The organism is Methanonatronarchaeum sp. AMET-Sl (genome assembly GCF_029854155.1).
GTDB lineage: Archaea > Halobacteriota > Methanonatronarchaeia > Methanonatronarchaeales > Methanonatronarchaeaceae > Methanonatronarchaeum.
On the sequence record NZ_CP122958.1, the window covers coordinates 938,767 to 957,597 of the forward strand.

At 40.7% G+C, this 18,831-nt stretch carries 14 protein-coding genes and 2 pseudogenes; 9 read left to right on the top strand and 7 right to left on the bottom strand.

Annotated features, from left to right (window positions below; genetic code table 11):
- The first annotated feature begins 404 nt into the window (after positions 1 to 404).
- Positions 405 to 1,424 (top strand): flap endonuclease-1, encoded by a 1,020-nt coding sequence (gene fen, locus QEN48_RS04760; RefSeq protein ID WP_280107757.1) that lies wholly within the window; start codon positions 405 to 407, stop codon positions 1,422 to 1,424.
- Between the two features lie 143 nt (positions 1,425 to 1,567).
- On the opposite strand, the pseudogene QEN48_RS04765 reads toward fen, so the two are convergent.
- The 5 genes and pseudogenes from QEN48_RS04765 to QEN48_RS04785 all read right to left on the bottom strand — a co-directional run.
- Positions 1,568 to 2,833 (bottom strand): annotated as a pseudogene (locus QEN48_RS04765) (hydroxymethylglutaryl-CoA reductase, degradative); the annotation flags it as partial.
- Positions 2,834 to 2,890: 57 nt separating this feature from the next.
- On the bottom strand, positions 2,891 to 3,292 hold the full coding sequence (locus QEN48_RS04770; RefSeq protein ID WP_280107758.1) for a Zn-ribbon domain-containing OB-fold protein: 402 nt from the start codon (positions 3,290 to 3,292) through the stop codon (positions 2,891 to 2,893).
- Positions 3,293 to 3,294: 2 nt separating this feature from the next.
- A complete protein-coding gene (locus tag QEN48_RS04775; protein ID WP_280107759.1) occupies positions 3,295 to 4,461 on the bottom strand; it encodes a thiolase domain-containing protein in 1,167 nt (388 codons plus the stop codon).
- Positions 4,462 to 5,499: a hydroxymethylglutaryl-CoA synthase gene (locus tag QEN48_RS04780; protein ID WP_280107760.1), complete on the bottom strand. Its 1,038-nt coding sequence runs from the start codon at positions 5,497 to 5,499 to the stop codon at positions 4,462 to 4,464. It abuts the gene before it with no gap.
- A gap of 5 nt (positions 5,500 to 5,504) precedes the next feature.
- The gene (locus QEN48_RS04785) at positions 5,505 to 6,272 is read right to left on the bottom strand and encodes a helix-turn-helix domain-containing protein (protein WP_280107761.1); all 768 of its coding nucleotides are present in this window, start codon (positions 6,270 to 6,272) and stop codon (positions 5,505 to 5,507) included.
- A gap of 396 nt (positions 6,273 to 6,668) precedes the next feature.
- Between QEN48_RS04785 and mttB the strand changes: the two are divergent.
- From mttB to QEN48_RS04815, 6 genes and pseudogenes are all read left to right on the top strand, one after another.
- Positions 6,669 to 8,117: pseudogene (mttB, locus tag QEN48_RS04790) on the top strand ([trimethylamine--corrinoid protein] Co-methyltransferase).
- Between the two features lie 91 nt (positions 8,118 to 8,208).
- Positions 8,209 to 8,841: a cobalamin-dependent protein gene (locus tag QEN48_RS04795; RefSeq protein ID WP_280107762.1), complete on the top strand. Its 633-nt coding sequence runs from the start codon at positions 8,209 to 8,211 to the stop codon at positions 8,839 to 8,841.
- A 201-nt stretch (positions 8,842 to 9,042) separates the two neighbouring features.
- Positions 9,043 to 10,542, top strand: a complete 1,500-nt coding sequence (gene secY, locus QEN48_RS04800) for a preprotein translocase subunit SecY (protein WP_280107763.1) — start codon at positions 9,043 to 9,045, stop codon at positions 10,540 to 10,542.
- Between the two features lie 191 nt (positions 10,543 to 10,733).
- Positions 10,734 to 11,654 carry a GTP cyclohydrolase MptA gene (gene mptA, locus QEN48_RS04805; protein ID WP_280107764.1) on the top strand — a complete coding sequence of 307 codons (921 nt, stop codon included), beginning with the start codon at positions 10,734 to 10,736 and terminating at the stop codon, positions 11,652 to 11,654.
- Between the two features lie 150 nt (positions 11,655 to 11,804).
- Positions 11,805 to 12,407: an archaeal proteasome endopeptidase complex subunit beta gene (gene psmB / locus QEN48_RS04810; RefSeq protein WP_280107765.1), complete on the top strand. Its 603-nt coding sequence runs from the start codon at positions 11,805 to 11,807 to the stop codon at positions 12,405 to 12,407.
- Between the two features lie 47 nt (positions 12,408 to 12,454).
- Positions 12,455 to 14,365, top strand: coding sequence for a beta-CASP ribonuclease aCPSF1 (locus tag QEN48_RS04815; RefSeq protein ID WP_280107766.1), 1,911 nt, complete (start codon positions 12,455 to 12,457; stop codon positions 14,363 to 14,365).
- A 138-nt stretch (positions 14,366 to 14,503) separates the two neighbouring features.
- Here the strand turns inward: QEN48_RS04815 and QEN48_RS04820 are convergent, their stop codons facing one another.
- Together QEN48_RS04820 and QEN48_RS04825 are read right to left on the bottom strand one after the other, a co-directional pair.
- Positions 14,504 to 15,694: a V4R domain-containing protein gene (locus QEN48_RS04820; RefSeq protein ID WP_280107767.1), complete on the bottom strand. Its 1,191-nt coding sequence runs from the start codon at positions 15,692 to 15,694 to the stop codon at positions 14,504 to 14,506.
- Between the two features lie 12 nt (positions 15,695 to 15,706).
- Positions 15,707 to 15,982: a hypothetical protein gene (locus QEN48_RS04825; RefSeq protein WP_280107768.1), complete on the bottom strand. Its 276-nt coding sequence runs from the start codon at positions 15,980 to 15,982 to the stop codon at positions 15,707 to 15,709.
- A 156-nt stretch (positions 15,983 to 16,138) separates the two neighbouring features.
- Here QEN48_RS04825 and QEN48_RS04830 point away from each other — a divergent pair, with 156 nt between their 5' ends.
- Together QEN48_RS04830 and QEN48_RS04835 are read left to right on the top strand one after the other, a co-directional pair.
- Complete coding sequence (locus tag QEN48_RS04830; protein ID WP_280107769.1) at positions 16,139 to 18,127, top strand: 4Fe-4S binding protein; 1,989 nt, start codon at positions 16,139 to 16,141, stop codon at positions 18,125 to 18,127.
- A 3-nt stretch (positions 18,128 to 18,130) separates the two neighbouring features.
- Positions 18,131 to 18,769, top strand: a complete 639-nt coding sequence (locus QEN48_RS04835) for a molecular chaperone TorD family protein (protein ID WP_280107770.1) — start codon at positions 18,131 to 18,133, stop codon at positions 18,767 to 18,769.
- Positions 18,770 to 18,831 lie beyond the last annotated feature (62 nt).

The window sequence follows — 18,831 nt, forward strand, 5'->3', positions numbered from 1 at the left end:
CTGACTAAAAACATGTTGTAAATAATCAATTAAATTTTAAACATTAAGTATTTTACCTTCTACATAAAAACCAAAAAAACAATTTATTAAGAAGGATTAACCAAACTTTCAAAACCGTTTAAAGTAAATAAAACACAAATAAATCCTATAAAATCTATTTCAAATTAATCATATATTTTCCTTATTTGTCTGAAAAAATAGGTTCAAAGGATAGAGAAATGACCATTATTCAAAGAAACTCATTAAAATATTAAATATTTAGGTGTATGTGGAATTATCTGACTTCATGGCTAAGGCCTCTTACGTAAAAAAGTGGTTTTTGCCTTGAAACAAATTGTCTTGGAATTGAATTTGGGTTTTTGGGGGTAGGTTTTTTTCTTTATCTAACGTATTTTATAGGGATTATGGGATCTGATATTGGAGATATTGTTGGTAGGGATGTTGTTAGTTTTAGTGAGATGCAGAATCGGTGTATTGCGATTGATGGTAACAACACTTTGTATCAATTTCTTAGTATAATTAGGCAGCCTGATGGAACGCCGTTGAAGGACAGTAGTGGTAGGGTTACCTCGCATGTTTCCGGTGTTTTTTATAGGATGATTAATTTATTGGAGGAGGGGGTTGATCCTGTTTATGTTTTTGATGGTAAGCCCCCTGAATTGAAGTCTGATACTCTTGATGAACGTCGTGAGGTCAGGGAGAAATCTAGGGAGGAGTGGAAAAAAGCTAAGAAGGAAGGTAGGACTGAAGAGGCGTATAGTAAGGCAATTAGGTCTTCTAGATTAAGTGGGGAGATGGTTGATGAGTCTAAGAAGTTGCTTGGATTAATGGGGATCCCTTGGGTTCAGGCGCCATCTGAGGCTGAGGCCCAAGCCGCATATATTGTTCAGGAAGGGGGTTGTTGGGCTTCTTCGTCTCAGGACTATGATTCATTGTTGTTTGGAACCCCTGTTTTAATAAGGAATTTGACTATTACGGGCCGTAGAAAGCTTCCTGGTAAAGATGAGTATAAGGAGGTTGAGCCTGAGAAAATTGTTTTACAGAATCTATTCGATGAACTTAGTTTAAATAGGGAACAGCTTGTCGATATAGCTATCTTGGTTGGAACAGATTTTAACGAGGGAATAAAGGGTATTGGCCCTAAAACGGCTTTAAAGTTGATTAAAGAACATGGTTCTGGTCAAGAGGTTTTTAAGCAAGAAGGTTTTGAGATTGATGGTTACAGTGAGGTTAGAGAGATTTTTCTTAATCCTGATGTTACCGATGATTATGACTTGACTCCAAGTGAGATTGATAGGGAGGGTGTGGTTGAGTTTCTTTGTGAGGAAAGAGATTTTTCTAGTGACAGAGTAGTTAAGGGTTTAGATAGGCTTGAAAAAGCTGTTAGTGAATTGAGGCATCAGACAACTTTTGATAGTTTTTAATTTTTAATGAGAGTTAATGAGAGTTTGTGAGAGCATTAAGTTTTCTCTTTCTTTCGAGATGTGGTTGTCGTTAAGGTATAGTTGTCCTGTACTTTATTCGGTTTAGAAATAGTTTTTGTGCCCCATGTTGTGGGGCATATTTTTTAGTTTCTTGTTTCTTTTAGGATTTTTTCTGCGTTGTCTGATGTGATTTCTCCGGATTTGGCTAGTTTTTCTCCTACTTTGTCTATTTCTTCTCCTCTTGCTCCAGCCATCATTGCGATGTTTTTGGCGTGTAGTGACATGTGGCCTCTTTGTATTCCTTCTGTTGATAGTGCTTTTAGTGCGGAGAAGTTTTGTATTAGTCCTACGGCTGCTAGTATTTCTCCGAGTTCGTTTGCGGATTCTGCTCCTATTATTTTTGTGCATAATCGGGCTGTTGGGTGTACTGATGTTGATCCGCCTACTGTTCCTACTGCTGTTGGTAGTTCTATTGTTCCGACTAGGTCTCCATTTTTGTTTTTTTCGTATGTTGTTAGTGGAGAGTATCCTCCGATTGCTGCGTATGTGTGGGCTCCGGCTTCTATTGCTCTTGTGTCGTTTCCTGTTGCGAGTGTTACTGCGGTCACGCCGTTCATTATTCCTTTGTTGTGTGTAGAGGCTCGGTAAGGGTCGTTTGCTGCTAGTGTGTATGCATCGATTATGCCTTCTACTGCTTCTTCTCCGATTTCTTCTTTTGGGAAAACAGCTTTTGCTCGGCTTAATCTTTTGTCAGCTAGGTTTGTGATTATTCTTAGGCAGCTTTCTCCACCTGTTAGTTCTTCTAGGTATTCTGCAACTGCTTCTGCCATACTGTTGACGGCGTTTGCTCCCATTGCGTCTCTACAATCAACTATGAGGTGTACGATGAGGTTTTGGCCTCTGGGGGTGTCTATTACTCGTATTTCTATGTCTTTTGCGCCGCCTCCGAACTTTACTAGGGTTCGGTCTTGTTTGTTTGCGAGTTTGAATATTTCTTCTTTTTTTCTAAGTATATCGATTTTCTTGCTGTATGGGTCGTTTATATCTAGTAGTTGTATTTGACCTATCATGAGGGGTTCTGTGCTTTCTGTCTTGATTCCCCCTCCTTTTCTAGCTATCTTAGCTCCATTGCTTGCAGCTGCTATTACTGATGTTTCTTCGGTTGCCATTGGAATTAAGTAGTCTTTATCGTTGATTTTGAAGTTTGTTGCAATGCCTAAAGGTGTTTCTAGGGTTCCTATTACGTTTTCTACAAGTCTGTCTGCTATCTCTTCTTCAAGGGCGCCTGTGTTTCCGAGTGTTTTTTTCTTTTCTTCATCTAGGTCGCATAGTTCTGATACTTTCTCGAGTCTTTCATTTAATGGTAGTTTATAAAATCCGGGTAGTCTTGAATCCATAAATAAATCCCTCTTTTTTGTTTTTTGATATAGCTTTAATTATATCTATTTTTTAAAACCGATGTGTTTTTAGGTTTCTTCTTTTGGTTGGTATTTTATTCCATAGTATATGAGTCCTTCTTCGCTTTCTTCACTGATTTTTCGAAACACTGGCTCTAAGTTCATTCCTATCTTGATGTCTTCGATTTCACAGTTGACTATTTGGGATGTAAAGCTTGTTCCTTCTTCGAGTTCTACGATCCCTATTATGTATGGTGTTTCTTTTTGGTGTGAGTCTCCGGCTGTCCGGATTACTGTGTATGTGATTAGTTTTCCATCTCCATCGAATTTATAGTCGGTTATGTCGCTTTCTCTTCTACAGGTTGGGCATAGGTTTCTTGGTGGGAAATAGGTGTTTTCACATCTCTGGCATTTTGTTCCTTCAAGGTTGTATCGGTTTCTTATTTTTCTCCAGAATCTTGGTACGGTCATTTTCAGGCCTCCCTTGAAAGTATGTGTACTGTTGCTGTTCCTCCGGAACCACCTACGTTATGGCATAACCCTATGTCGCAGTCGACTTGTCTGCCACCTGCTTCTCCGAGTAGTTGTGTTGTTATCTCTACTGCTTGTTTGATTCCGGTTGCTCCGACTGGATGTCCACATGCTTTTAATCCACCGCTTGGGTTTATTGGTATCTCTCCGTCTAGCTGGGTGGCTCCTTCTTCAATTAGTTTTCCACCTTCTCCTTTTTCACAGAATCCAAGGTCTTCTGTTGCAAGGATCTCGGCTATTGTAAAGCAGTCGTGTACTTCAGCTACATCGATGTCTTTTGGCTGGGTTCCAGACATTTCGTAGGCTGTTTTAGCGGCTTCAACGGTTGCATCGATTGTGCATATGTCTCTTCTGTCGTGTAATGAGATTGTGTCGCTGGCTTGTCCGCTTCCTTTTATGTATATTGGGGTGTCGGTGTATTTATGGGCTTTTTCTGCGGGCACTAATACGAGGGCGGCTGCTCCATCTGTGATTGGTGAGCTGTCGAATAGTGTTAGGGGGTCGGCTACTTTTGTTGCGTTCATAACTTTATCCAGTGAGATTTCACGTTGGAACTGGGCTTTTGGGTTCATTGTTGCGTTGTAATGGTTTTTTACTGCTACTTGGGCGATTTGTTCGCGTTTTGTATCGTATTCATGCATATGTCTGTTTGCGATCATTGCGTATAGCCCTGGGAATGTTGCTCCATAAAATGCTTCCCATTCTCTATCTGAGGCGGCTGCTAATATCTCGATAGATTGGTTGCTGACTACATCTGTCATTTTCTCAACTCCACCGACAACTACTGTATCGCTTATTCCGGAGGCAACTGCCATATATCCTTGTCTTAGCGCTAGACCGCCTGAGGCACAGGCTGCTTCAACCCTTGTTGCAGGTACATGTAGTTCAGACATACCTGAGTAATCAGATATTAGTGCTGCCACGTGTTCTTGCGCTATAAAACGGCCTGCACTCATGTTACCGATGTATATTTCGTCTATGTTTTTTCCCTTTATATCCGCATCGGTTAACGCTTCAACTCCAGCCTCTATAAATAGGCTCCTGAATGATGTATCCCACATCTCACCGAACTTTGTGCATCCGACTCCTACTATCGCTACGTCTCTCATTTATTTCACCTTTCCTTTGTGTTTTGCATACTCTCCATATGATAGGTATGTTCCTTCATCTAGGAATTCACTTACTTTAGGCCCTCTATCTTGGACCTCTTTGATGTTTTCTGTTACTGTGATGTCGAAAGAGTCTGCACCGGCTCCAGACCCATATGATGTTGTTAATATCCGGTCACCGGGTTTTGCTTGGTCTAACACTTTTGCTAGACCGATTAATGTTGAACCTGAATATGTATTGCCGATATCTTCAACTACCAGTGCTGGAGAGTATTGTTTTTCTTCAAAACCAAGTCTTTCTGCAGCTCTTACTGGGAATTTACCGTTTGGTTGATGGAAAACGGCGTAATCGTAATCGCTTGGAGTTTTATCGGTTTTTTCAAGTAGTTTTTCTGTAGCTCCTGTTACGTGTTTGAAATATCCTGGTTCACCGGTAAACCTGCCTCCATGGCTAGGATATCTCTGTCCTTCTCTTCTCCAGAAATCTGGTGTATCTGTTGTATATGAAACAGTTTTATTGATTTTAGCAATTATGTTTTCGGTTCCAATTAAGTAGGCGCCTCCACCGGCTCCGGCAGTATACTCTAGTTGGTCGCTGGGTGCGCCCTGAGATACGTCTGACCCGATAGATAAACCATATCTAGCCATTCCAGACCTTACTAGCCCTAGACAGGTCTGTATTCCGGCTGTTCCGGCTTTACATGCAAACTCGTAGTCGGCAGCGGTTAGGTAAGGTGTGGCATCTATTGCTTCAGCAACTATTGTTGCAGTTGGTTTAACTGCGTAGGGATGGCTTTCAGAGCCAACATAAATCGCACCAACCTGTTCTCCATCTACATCAACACGTTTTAAAGCATTTCTTGCTGCTTCTACAGATATGGTTGCTGTGTCTTCATCTATGTCTGGAACCGATTTTTGTTTAACACGCAACCCTCCTTTAATAGAGTCTGGGTTTTCGTTCCAGACACCCGCTATCTCTTCTATTTTTATTCTATATCTTGGTACATAAACTCCGTAACTAACTATTCCTCCATCCAAAGAATTCAACCTCCAATACTTGATAACCTTTCAAGAACACTCTCAATATCTATATTCGATACTCCTAAGGGAATTCCCTCAGCTCTAGCGATCTGAAGTGCAATTGGACTAATTTCATTGGGTTCTATTCCATGTAAAACAACCATCTGGGGTTTAAGGCTTGTCACCCTAATCGCAACCAAAGGAGACTTACCCGAACTAACCCTTGTAAAAACCAAAGCCCTTTCCGTACTCCAACCATAAAGCTGTTGAAACTCACCGTGATTCAATTCAACAATCGCTTTAACGCTATCTATAACGGTGTGGCCATGTATATCTCTATCTTCCTCTTCTTTCTGAACAACTTCAACTCCAAGTTGACTACAAAACGAGTTGAAGCCTACTGGAGATTTATAGTCATTCATATCCAGTATGGCGTCAAAATCAAGGCCAGACCTTAATATCCGGCCATAACTCCGGACGTTTTTACCACCATGCTCAAGGTCGATAGATATCATTCCATTAATAAGTCTTTTAACAATGTTTATACCTGGAGAAGACCTTCTCCCACTTTCATAATCACTTATAACAGAAGGAGATATGGACAACTCTTCCGCCAACTCGGTTTGAGTTATTCCAAAGTTCTTTCTCCATTTCTTAAGTGTTTTAGATGGGTGGTCAGCAAGACAGATTTCACCTGCAATCTTTTCAGCAAGCCTGTCAATAACACGTTTCTTAACTATACCACCATTACCAATAGACCCACGCATCCTGCATTCATTATAATCTAACACCTTTAAAAACTTAACGAACCCAAACTACGTTAATAGTCGAAAAACTACAGAAAAACCACAGAAAGACCACAGAAAAACGAACTAACACTTCAATTGATATAAAATCAACTGCCAAAAACCTATCAAATCAACCAGAAAACAGCAATCAACTAGAAAACAGTGTTAATAAAACACCCTCCTCATTGATAACCACGAATAATATATAAGTCATTTTCTACAAATTGACATATGATGAAGCAATCAAAACCCAAGACGGGCAGTAGATTGCAACTCAATTTTTTAGATAGGTCGCCCCTTAAAGCTTTTATAGGCTTTTATAAGCCAATTGGAGCGACCAAATTAAAGAAAAACAAGGTAGAGAGGTAAAAAATGACAGGAAATGGATTTAAATCCAGTATGAACAAATTTATAGGATCTACCGTTGAGCTCTTCACAGAAGAAGAGTTGGACAAGATCCATAGAACAACGATGAAAGTCCTGAGAGACCCAGGAATACTACTTGAAAGCCCAAAAGCAGCAGATATATTTAGAGAAGCAGGCTGTAAAGTAGAGGGCGATCGAGTTAAAATACCAGAAAGACTCGTAAACGAAGCACTCGCAACTGCACCAAGCTCATTCCTACTAGCAGGAAGAGACCAAGAAAACGACGTCGAAATGGAAGCAGACGGAAACGTACACTTCACAACATTCGGAGCAGGAGTAAGAACCCTAGATATGACCGACAACGGAGAATACAACATAAGAAACTCAACAGAACAAGATGTAGCCGACCAAGCAAAACTAGCCGACTACCTAGACAACATAGACTACTACTCCCTAACAGTATCAGCACAAGACCTAACAGGAAAAGCAGAACAAGACGTACACGAACTATTCACAGCCCTCAAAAACACATCAAAACACTTCCACCACGTAGACCCAGTAGGAGAAAACGTAGACCACTACTTCGAAATAGCCAAAGCCTATTACGGCGGCGACGAAGAAATGGCAAGAGAAAGACCACTATTCTCAATACTACTATGCCCAACAAGCCCACTACAACTAGGAGAAAACGCAATAGACGTAATAATGAAAGGCGGTAAATACGGAATACCCGTAAACGTCCTAAGCATGGCGATGGCAGGCGCATCAAGCAACATAAACCTAGCCGGCACACTCGTAACACATAACGCAGAAGTCCTAGCCGGAATCGTCCTATCACAACTCGCAAACCCAGGAGCACCCGTATTCTACGGAAGCTCAACCACACAATTCGACGTTAAAAAAGGAACAGCTCCAGTCGGAGCACCAGAACTTGGAATGATAAGCGCAGGCGTAGCCAAACTAGCACAATACTACAAACTACCATCTTACGTAGCCGGCATATAGGCAGATGCCAAGATACCGGACGCACAAGCAGGACACGAAAAAACAATAACATCACTACTACCCGCACTCGCAGGCGCAAACACAATATATGGTGCCGGTATGCTTGAACTCGGAATGACCTTCAGCAACGAACAACTCGCAATCGACAACGACATAATCGAAATGGTAAAAAGAGTAGTACAAGACGGAATCGAAGTAAACGACGACACACTAGGCCTAGAAAGCATCCGTGAAGTAGAGTTCGACCAATTCATAACCCACCAAACAACAAGAGACAACATACACAGCTACTCCTCACCAACACTAATCAACAGACAGATGAGAGAAGACTGGGAAAACAGTGGATCAAAAGACCTAGCAATGCAAGCCCACGACCACATCAACGACGAACTAGCAGACTACGAAGTAACACCAATAGACGCAGACCTACTAAAAGACATGGAAGAAGTCGTAAAGAAAGCAGATAAAGGGGCCTAAAAACCCCCTCTATCCTATTCCCTAAAACGGAATAAACAAAGCAAAACAAAAATAAAAAAATAAAGTAATTGTATTAAGAGGTAGTTTATTTATGTCTGATGAGATTTTGGCGAAGTTGAAGGAAGCGATTGAGACTCAGGATATTGAGATGGCGAAGGAGTGGACGCAGAAAGGTATTGATGAGGGCATGCCTGTTAAAGATATTATTCAGAATGGGCTTGCTCAAGGTATGGAGAAAGTTGGAGATCAATTCGAGAAAGCAGAGATCTATCTGCCTGAAGTTATGATGGCAGCAGACGCTATGGAAGAATGTATGCAGTTACTACGGCCGGTTCTAGAAGAAACAGGAGAAGAAAGTGGACAGAAAGCAACCGTAGTAATAGCAACAGTTGAAGGCGACATACACGAAATAGGTAAAAAAGTCGTAGCAAGCATGCTACGAGGAAACGGATACGAAGTAGTCGACCTAGGAAGAGACATACCAGTAGACGACTTCGTACAAGCAGTAAAAGACAACGACGCAGACGTAGTCGGAGCCAGCGCACTAATGTCAACAACAATGCCAGAACAAAAACGAATACAACAAGCAGTAGAACCACACGGAGTCAAAACAATATACGGCGGAGCACCCGTCACCCAAGAATGGGTAGACGAAGACGTAGGCGGAGACGCATACGCACCAAACGCAGCCGCAGCAGTAAAAGCCGTAGACGAAATAATCTAAAAACTGGGTAATGATCGTTAGGGGGAAATCAAAAACCCCCCTAACCCCAAAAACCCAATAAAAACCAACACCCATAGTTTTTTTAATACTTTATCACTATTTTTTTCTCAAAACAATTTTATCAGGTCTGTAGGTTTTTTGCGTAAACTATATTTGGTTTTAGAATTGAAATAGAAGGAGTATCAATTTTTTAGTGATAAGATGGGCAGTAGCAGTATATACTTGGAAAAACTAGCTCCGATATTTGACCGTATTCCCGCGGTAAAGGGGCCAACGAAGCACGTTCACTTTAAACGTAAGCTCATGTGGACAATTGGGGTTTTAGTACTTTACTTTATATTGACAAATGTTCCACTTTTCGGGCTCGGTGAAAGCGCAGACCTATTTGAATATTATCGTGCCATAATGGCTGGACAACAAGGTACATTGATGCAGCTTGGTATAGCTCCAATCGTTGACGCAGGCATCGTTATGCAGTTGTTGGTTGGAGCTGGAATTATCGGTCTTGATATGTCTCAGCCCCGTGACCAACAACTCTACCAAGGATTACAGAAGTTCTTAGTAGTATTCTTCTGTGTTGTTCTAGCGGCGCCCCAAGTATTCGGTGGATTCCTAACTCCAAGCGAAGAACTTGCTGCCACTTTAGGAGTATCATTGTTCGCCCTTGAAATCCTCATAATTCTCCAAGTAGTGATCGGCGGACTAATAATAATGTACCTCGATGAAGTTGTGAGTAAATGGGGTATAGGTAGTGGTGTTGGACTTTTCATTGTAGCAGAAGTTTCCAGACAAATAATTCAAGGAATATTCTACTGGCAAACTCCAGCAATGGGAATACAACTACCTATCGGGATAATTCCAAAACTATATGAGGTCTTCACAACCTGGTCCCTAGCTGAGTTATTAACTTTAGATGGAATACAATTCCTTTTATACCACGCTGAAGTTCTTGCAATATTCTCAACAATAATCATCTTTGTAGTCGTTGTTTATGCTGAGAACACAAGAGTTGAGATACCACTGTCACATGGCAGCGTTAAAGGAGCAAGAGGAAGATACCCAATAAAACTTATATACGCAAGCGTTCTACCAATCATATTTGTACACGTACTTCAAGCAAACATCACGATGGCAACAAGGTTCCTCTGGAACACCGACATACCAATATTAGGAGGAAACCCCTACATAGGACAGTATATAGGTGATCAACCAGTAAGTGGACTAGCCTACTACTTCCAGCCAATACACAGCCCACATGACTGGGTGCCATCCTTGGTTCAAGAACAGTTTGCACAGATGGGTGTAGCAATTTCAACATGGCAGATAGGGCTACACGTATTAACATTCCTAGCATTCTTCATTATTGGAAGCATAGTTTTCGCCATATTCTGGGTAAGGACAACGGGTATGGGTGCAGAATCCGTAGCCCAACAGATCAATAGAACCGGAATGCAGATCCCTGGATTCAGACGAAATGCCTCAGTAATGGAAAAAATATTGAAGAAATACATACCACAGGTGACAATACTTGGTGGCTTAATACTTGGATTGATTGCTGCATTCGCCAACCTCCTTGGAACAATAGGAATGGCAACAGGTACAGGAATATTATTGACAGTCGGTATCCTCTACAGACTGTACGAAGAAATGGCCGAAGAACAGTTGATGGAGATGTACCCAGCATTAAGAAAAATGTTCTAAACACCAGGTAAATAAAAAAAATAAAGCACCAACCGCCCAACCATTTAAGTTGGGTTAGGTTGGCTAATTAAATTGTTTTTTAGTTGTTCCAGTAATCTTTTCTTTGTATAACGCATACCTAAACCAAACCATTCAAATTCAGTATTTGGGTTTGCTAATCAAAAAATAAAAATTAATGTAGGTAATTTAAAATGACGCTTCCAGATGTCCAAGCTGATAAACCAAGTGTTTCTGTTGACTTAACAAGGGTTGGAGTATCCAATATCCGTAAACATGTGGAGATAATGAAAGAAGATTCAGATAGGCCGATGATACTTCTATCTGAATTCAATATCTCCGTGGATCTACCTTCAGATAGGAAGGGAGCTAATCTTTCAAGAAACTTTGAAGCTATAGATGAAGTTTTAGAGCGTGCTCTTGAGAAACCTGTATGTGAGATTGAGAGTCTATGTGTCGAGGTTGCTAAAGAGATTCTTGATAGACATGAGTATGCAAGTCGTGCTGAAGTCAATATGGAAAGCGAGTTCTCTATGAAGAAGAAAGCTCCTGTTTCAGAGATACGTTCTCAAGACATAATCAAGATTTTTGCTAGAGCTGTTGCCACACCTGAAGGAGTTAGAAATCGGGTTGGAACCGAGGTTAAGGGAACAACAGCCTGTCCATGTGCACAGGGTATAATGGCTGAAAGAATCCGTGAGATATTAGGAGATATAGAAGTGGATAGAGACAAAATCGATTTGATTCTAGAGGAAATACCAATCGCTACACATAATCAGAGAGGTCGTGGAACCATCTCTATTGAAGCTCCTGTCGGATATGATGTTCCTATCGAGAAATTAATAGAGATAATTGAGAGATCGATGAGTTCAAGGATATACGAGTTGTTGAAAAGAGAGGATGAAGCAGAAGTAGTTGAGAAAGCGCATAAAAACCCTGTGTTTGTAGAAGATGCGGTTAGAAACATGATTGCATACATAGTAGATGAATTCGATAACCTACCTGACAACGCCTTAGTAACAGCAAAGCAAGTAAATGAGGAAAGCATCCACAGCCATAACGCTTTTGCTGAAAGAGTAGCAGAACTAGGTGAATTGAGAAAAGAAATCAAATAAAAAAGATATAACCACTCTAAATATAGGGGTGGTTCATTTATCTCTTCGTTGTGGATGGTTTTCAGCAAGTTTTAAGTATTTTTGAAGTCATCTCTTCTTAAGAGCGATTTGTGAACTGATTTTTTTAACGCAAATTCTAGGTGCTTTATTATGGAAAGCGGTGACAAATTTAAAGGTACAACTACCGTAGGTTTAGTGTGCAGAGATGGAGTAGTGCTTGGATCAGAGAGACGCGCCAGTATGGGTAACTTGATTGCCAGCAAGAGGGCGGAGAAAGTTTTTAAAATCGATGACACAATCGGCCTTACGATGGCTGGTTCTGTCGGAGACGCTCAGAAACTGGTTCGTTCAATAAAGGCAGAAACCAAGTTATATAAACTCAAGCGAGAGAAACCCATTAGTGTTAAGGCCACATCGACCCTGATGTCAAACATACTTGGTGGGGGAGTGCTCCCATATTACGTACAGTTGGTTATTGGTGGGGTCGATAAAGATGGGCCAAGCATCTATGTACTTGACCCTGGAGGAGGGTGTCTTGAGGAAAAACTTTCGTCAACAGGCTCTGGTTCACCAATAGCATATGGTGTGCTAGAAGACAGATACAACGAAGATATAACTGTTGATGAAGGAGTGGATATCGCTGTTAGATCTCTTAAATCCGCGATGGAGAGAGATTCCTCTTCTGGAAACGGCATAGATATAGCCAAAATAACAAGAGATAGTTTTGAGATTATAGATGAGAACGAGATATAAAACAAACCTTAGATCTAATTATAATTTTTTTTAGAAACGGAAATAGAATGTCAGTCCAACAGACTTTGAACGAGATTAGGGATCGCATAATAGAAGAGGTCCCGAACGGAATAACAATATCGAATGTCGAGTTTGAAGGGCCTGAAGTAGTTATATATACGGAGGACCCCAGGAAGTTCGCTAAAGACGGAGATATCGTGCGGGAGTTAGCCAAAAAACTCCGTAAAAGAGTTACAGTAAGGCCAAACGTAAAGGTACTTTCAGACCCCGAGAAAGCAGAAAAACAGATACGAGATATAGTTCCAGATGACGCTGGAATCACCAATATCTATTTTGACTCCGAGTTTGGAGAAGCAACTGTAGAAGCAGAGAAACCAGGCCTCGTAATCGGGAAATATGGTTCAACATTGAGAGAGATAACAGAAAACATCGGGTGGACACTTAAAGTAATCCGGAAACCACCAATCGAAACACCGATTGTACAGAGTGTTAGACAGTATATACGTGCTCAAAGCGAAGAACGCAAAGAAATACTGAAAAAAGTGGGTAAAAAGATACATAGAGAACCAACATCCGAGGAAGAATGGGTCCGAACAACCCATCTAGGAGGTTCACGAGAGGTCGGCCGTTCATCGATACTACTATCAACACCTGAATCCCGTGTACTAATCGATTGTGGAATAAAACCGGGTTCAGATTCAAACCAAACACCATACCTACATATACCAGAAGCATACCCAATAAGCGATATAGACGCAGTTGTCGTCACACACGCCCACCTAGACCACAGCGGCCTAATACCATTACTATATAAATATGGATATGAAGGACCGATATACTGTACAGCCCCAACAAGAGACCTAATGGCTCTACTACAACTAGATTACATAGATATCGCCGCACGAGAATCGGAAAGAATACCATACAACTCAAAGATGGTTCGAGAAGCAACAAAACACGCCATACTACTAGAGTACGGAGAAGTAACAGATATAGCTCCAGACATAAGACTAACACTACACAACGCAGGCCACATATTAGGATCAAGCATGGCACACTTCCACATAGGTGAAGGCCTATACAACGTAACAGTTACAGGTGACTTCAACTCAGGAAAATCCAGGCTTTTCGACTCAGCCTCAAACGACTTCCCAAGAGTCGAATCATTAATAATGGAGTCCACCTACGGGGGAGCCCAAGACAACCAGCCATCAAGGAGAAAAGGCGAAGACAAACTAGTAGATATAGTAAATGAAACCACAAGACGTGGAGGAAAAGTTCTAATACCAGCTTTCGCCGTCGGTAGGTCACAAGAAACAATGTTAGTGATCGAAGAACACATGAGAAACGGCAGAATGGATAAAGTCCCAGTCTACCTAGACGGAATGATATGGGAAGCAACAGCAATCCACACAACATACCCCGAATACCTAAACGAAAAAATCAAAAACAGGATATTCCACAAAGAAAAAAACCCATTCCTATCAGACATATTCCACAGAGTAGACAGCAACAACATGCGGCAAGAAGTAATCAAAGGAGAACCCTGCGTCATACTATCAACATCAGGAATGCTTAACGGCGGACCAATAATACAATACTTCAAAAAACTAGCACCAGACCCCAAAAACAACCTAACATTCGTAGGATACCAAGCCGAAGGAACATTAGGACGAAGAATCCAGAAAGGATGGGACGAAATACCATTATCAGGCCTAAACGAAAGAACCGAAAGCGTAAAAGTAAGACTAGATGTAGACAGCATAGAAGGATTCTCAGGCCACAGCGACCGACAACAACTAATAGAATTCATACGCAGCATGAAATCCAAACCAGAAAAAGTATTAACAGTACACGGAGACGAAGAAAAATGCATAGACCTCGCATCAACACTCTACAAAAAATTCCACATGGACACACTAGCCCCACAAAACCTAGAAACAACAAGATATATCTAAAAAAACCTAGAAACACAGAGATATCTACAGCAAACAAACCCCAAAAAAACTCTTTTCTTTTCCCCTCAACCAACAAATAAGTTGAGGGTTTTATGAAACATAAATAGGTGTTACATCAATTTTTTGTTAGTATGTTTTTTAGTTTTCTTTGACTATGTGGATGCATTTTTCTCCTGATTCTGCGTTGCATGCGATTTCTTTTGATTTGAAGTCGCCGCTGCGTGCATGGGAGAATATTCCTGCGAACATTCCGGAGTTGTAGTGGCATATTTCGTTGTCTAGGTCTAGTTCGGTGCTGTAGGCACATTCCTCTATCTCTATTCTGAATGTGTTGTATCCTTCTCGATATATGTTTAGTAGTCCTATTCCTAGTTTTCTCCACATTTCGGGTAGAACTCTCTCAAGTTGGTATACGTTGTTTATTCCTATTGCTGTTAGTATTCGGGCTAATCGATATCCTTGTTGGTATCCTGCGTCATAGAGTTTTTGAGAGCCTGATTTAAAGTCTTGTATGTAGAATGTTAGGTAGTATTTTTGGAGTGCTCGAACTGTTATTTCTGATCCTAGTTCGGGTCTGGGTTTGCTTTTTAGGTCTCGTCCTACAATGTTGAGTGTTTTGTTTGTGATTTCTTCTAGTAGTGGTGAGTAGTCTTCTTTTTTGCCTGAATCTGCCATCATTGATGATAATCGGCCTTTGAATCCGAATGAGAATCTGGGGGATAGGTCGAGGTATTTCCGCATTTTTTCTATTGTTTGTTCTTCGGGTCCGACTATGAATTCACATGAGTTATGGCCTGTTGCTGTGCATTTGTCTTCGTATGCTAGCCAGTTTCCGAATCTGCTTCCAATTAATCCGGAGAGTAGTCCGGATAGCATGAAGCAGTATGGTCTTCTGATGTTGGATGAGTTGAATGATTCAAGGCTTTCTTTTACTTCGATTCGTATTTCATTGTTTTCTATGTCGATGTTTTTGAGTTTTGTCACTCCGTAACCCATTTTTTTAAGTATTTTATTTACGTGTTCGTTGACGATTGATTTGATGTGGTTGGTTTTTTGTTCTTCACTTAGTTGTTGGAAGTCGTTTTGGTAGAAATCGTTTAAACCGGTTTTTTCACACCAATCATTAACTTCTTGTTTGAGTAAGTTTCTTGTTTGGCTGTATGTTTCGGTTAGCATTGTGGGGTTGAATAGGAATATACTTGATTGTAGTTGTTTAAATGTGTATATGTCTATTTGGTCTCCGAGTTCATCTCTTATTTTAACTTCATTATCACTCCAGATTTTAGGTTCGTGTCTATGTAGGTTTTGTAGTGCTTGTTCAACGTTCAACTAAAATCACCTTTAGAGACCTAGTTTTTTTCTAAACCACGTTAGGAGGATTAGGCCCAGTAATACAAACAGATATCCGGCGATGGTTAGGTATAACGTGATTTCCGTTCCATTAACCCCTAATATATCTATAAATATGGCTGTTAATACAAATGCAAAACCAAGGCCTATCAGGGTTAGGCCTCTTCTATAGTATTTTACTTCGGAGACTTGAACCCCGTATACTGAGAACAACACTATTATTATTGTTATCAATAGTAGGGATAACTCAAGATATTTTATAAACATTCTCTCTAATACCATTAATGTCGTAAAACTTAAAAGATTCCTGTTTTGAAGTGGTTATTTGTTTTTTTATGGTTGTTTATTTGTTTTTGTTTTTTTGGTTTTTCATACCTAAGACTTAAAGAGTTGTAGATGTTCTAATTATCTGGTGAGTTTTTTTTGAAGACTGGTGTTCTTCTCTGCACCTGTAGTGGCAGGGTCGATGTTAGGTATAAAGATGTTAAGGAGATTGAGGGAGCTGAGGTTGTAGAGTTACTTGACGATGCGTGTAGTGAATCTGGTTTGGAGGCATTGAAGCGGGATATTGAGCGGAACGAGCTTGACTCTCTTGTTGTTGGATGTAGTTATGCACGTGATTCTTTTATCGAAGCTGCTTCTGAGATGGGTGTTCCACCCAGTGATATTAGGTTTATTGATTTGAGGGATGTTTGTTTTTCAAATAATGAGCGACAGGGTGTTGAGGCGGGTAAAAGATGTGTTGCCGGTGAGGTTGAGAAGATCTGTTCTTCTGAACAGCCCAGGGATATGGCTGTTAATATTGGTGATAGAGTTTTAGTTGTTGGTGGTGGAGATATAGCCGATAAGGTTGCTGGCTATATGTCCGGTATGGTTGATGTGGTTCAGATAGTTCCTGAAGGGATAGATGTTTCAATGGATCGGTTGGTTGGTGATGACTCTGTTTATCAAGGTGAGGTATATAAGGTTGAGGGGCGTGTTGGTGATTTAGAGGTTGGTGTGTTGAAAGAGACAATGGTTGACATCGATCGATGTATTGGTTGTGATAGGTGTCGTCTTGAGTGTCATGCAGATGCGTTTACATCTGGATATAGGGTTTTAGATAGTTGTGATGAGTGTGGGGATTGTGTTGATGTATGTCCAGTTGATGCGATTGAGATTGGTCGTAAGGAAAAAAGGTTGTTTGAAACGGATCAGGTGTTGTTGTTTGATGATTCAATAGGTCTTGATTATAACGAACTTCCATCAGGAGTTAATTTAATTGGTTCAGACGTTTTTGAAAGTGTTTCAGGTGTTTTGGGTAATGCTGGCGGTTTCCGTAAAGATGTTTGGCTTGATGTGAGAAAGGAGTTGTGTAACAGTAGGGGGCCTGGTGGTAGTGAGGGTTGTTCTTATTGTGTAGAACTATGTCCTATGGACGCTGTCTGGGTTGATGGTGATGGTATCCATTTTGATAGGGTTGAATGTAGTGGGTGTGGGCTTTGCTCGGCAATATGTCCATTGTCGGTTCCGGTGCACAAAAGTTCTAATGAATCATTCTTTAATGTTTTAGATACTGTCTTATACGAAGAAGGGGGTTTTTTAAGGAAAGATCCTTTAGAAAAGCATGTTTTATTGTTTGGTTCTGAAGGTGTTTTAGATGAGTTAGGTGGTGAGGTCCGTAGTGGTTGGGAACTGTCTCCATTTATACCGGTTGAGGTTGAGGTTGGAGCTTTATCTACTGCAATGGTTGTTTATGCTGCCTGTAAGGCGGATGGTGTTGTAGTAGTTGGTGATGTGTCTCCGGCTGTTGATATGGCTCAGACTATAGTTGATGAACTTGGTGTTGGTGATGTTGGTGTAATGGCTGGGGGCATCGATGTTTCTTGGTTGAACTCTTTTTATCGCTCGGTTGATACTGGAAACAGAGTAGATTTAAGGCATCCTGATAGTTATGAGAACAGGGAATGTCTTGTTTCATTGTTGATGGAGTTGGGTGGTGAGGGTGTTGTTGAGGGTCGGTATTCTTTTGGATTTATCGATGTTTCAAGTGAATGTACTTTATGTAATGCCTGTGCTAATGCCTGTCAGACTGGTGGTTTAGAGCGTAAGGAGGGTATGTTGGTTTTCAGGCATGATAGGTGTACTGGATGTGGGCTTTGTATGGAGGTATGTCCTGAGGATGCTTTGGATATTGAGTATTTATTGGATTTTGGTAAGCTTGGTGATGAGGTCGGTGTTTTTGAGTCGGAGATGGTTTGTTGTGAGAAATGTGGCAGGGAATTTATAAGTATGGAGGCATACAGGAAGGTTGTGGATTCACTGGAGAGTGTTGATAGCTCTAGATCTGGTGATCGAGTAGGTTTAGTTAAGTATTGTGAGGATTGTAGGCCGTTGATGGCTCTTCGTGATTTAGATGATTTAGGTGATTGATTTATGGAACTTGAGGAACTTTTTGAATTAAGGAAGTATTATTATAGTTTTCTTCAGAGAATGTATTTAGAGGAACCTCCACGTGTTATGGCAGAGGATCTAGCTTCTAATGATTTCGTGATACCTAGTGAGAGCGATAATCCTTGGCTTGATGAAAAGATGGTTAAGGGGTTTGATTTGATTAAGGAGTTTATGGATAGTCATGATGACGCTGATTTGATTAAGGATGAGTTGGATCGTGAGTTTACCAGTCTTTTCCTTGGGCCTGTTAAAAAGGAGGTTATTCCATATGAATCTTTTTATGTTGATGGTGAGTTAAGAGATGATTCTTTGCTTGAGGTTAAGAAGTTTTTACGAAAGATTCAGTATGGTAAGGCTGATGGTTTCAGTAAGACTGAGGACCATATAGCTTTTGAGTTTGATGTGATGCGTCATCTTTGTGATAGGGTTCTTGATGGTGATGAAGACGCTGTTATGTATCAACGTGAGTTTCTTGAGGACCATATATTAGTTTGGGTTCCTGAGATGTGTAGTGATTTGGTGGAGTCTGATGAGTCAAGTTTCTATGAGGCTGTTGCACTCATAACAGAGGGCTTTCTCAATTTTGAGAGGGAGAATTTTGTTGGCATAACTGGGGATTAACCCCAACTTTTTTTTGTTTTATCGACGACCAGTTTGGTTTGTTTGAAATGGGTTGGTTAACC

Excerpts from the sequence above, each read along its gene's own strand:
- fen (WP_280107757.1), top strand. The coding sequence starts at position 405 with ATGGGATCTGATATTGGAGATATTGTTGGTAGGGATGTTGTTAGTTTT.
- QEN48_RS04770 (WP_280107758.1), bottom strand. The coding sequence starts at position 3,292 with ATGACCGTACCAAGATTCTGGAGAAAAATAAGAAACCGATACAACCTT.
- QEN48_RS04775 (WP_280107759.1), bottom strand. The coding sequence starts at position 4,461 with ATGAGAGACGTAGCGATAGTAGGAGTCGGATGCACAAAGTTCGGTGAG.
- QEN48_RS04795 (WP_280107762.1), top strand. The coding sequence starts at position 8,209 with ATGTCTGATGAGATTTTGGCGAAGTTGAAGGAAGCGATTGAGACTCAG.
- secY (WP_280107763.1), top strand. The coding sequence starts at position 9,043 with ATGGGCAGTAGCAGTATATACTTGGAAAAACTAGCTCCGATATTTGAC.
- mptA (WP_280107764.1), top strand. The coding sequence starts at position 10,734 with ATGACGCTTCCAGATGTCCAAGCTGATAAACCAAGTGTTTCTGTTGAC.
- psmB (WP_280107765.1), top strand. The coding sequence starts at position 11,805 with ATGGAAAGCGGTGACAAATTTAAAGGTACAACTACCGTAGGTTTAGTG.
- QEN48_RS04815 (WP_280107766.1), top strand. The coding sequence starts at position 12,455 with ATGTCAGTCCAACAGACTTTGAACGAGATTAGGGATCGCATAATAGAA.
- QEN48_RS04825 (WP_280107768.1), bottom strand. The coding sequence starts at position 15,982 with ATGTTTATAAAATATCTTGAGTTATCCCTACTATTGATAACAATAATA.
- QEN48_RS04835 (WP_280107770.1), top strand. The coding sequence starts at position 18,131 with ATGGAACTTGAGGAACTTTTTGAATTAAGGAAGTATTATTATAGTTTT.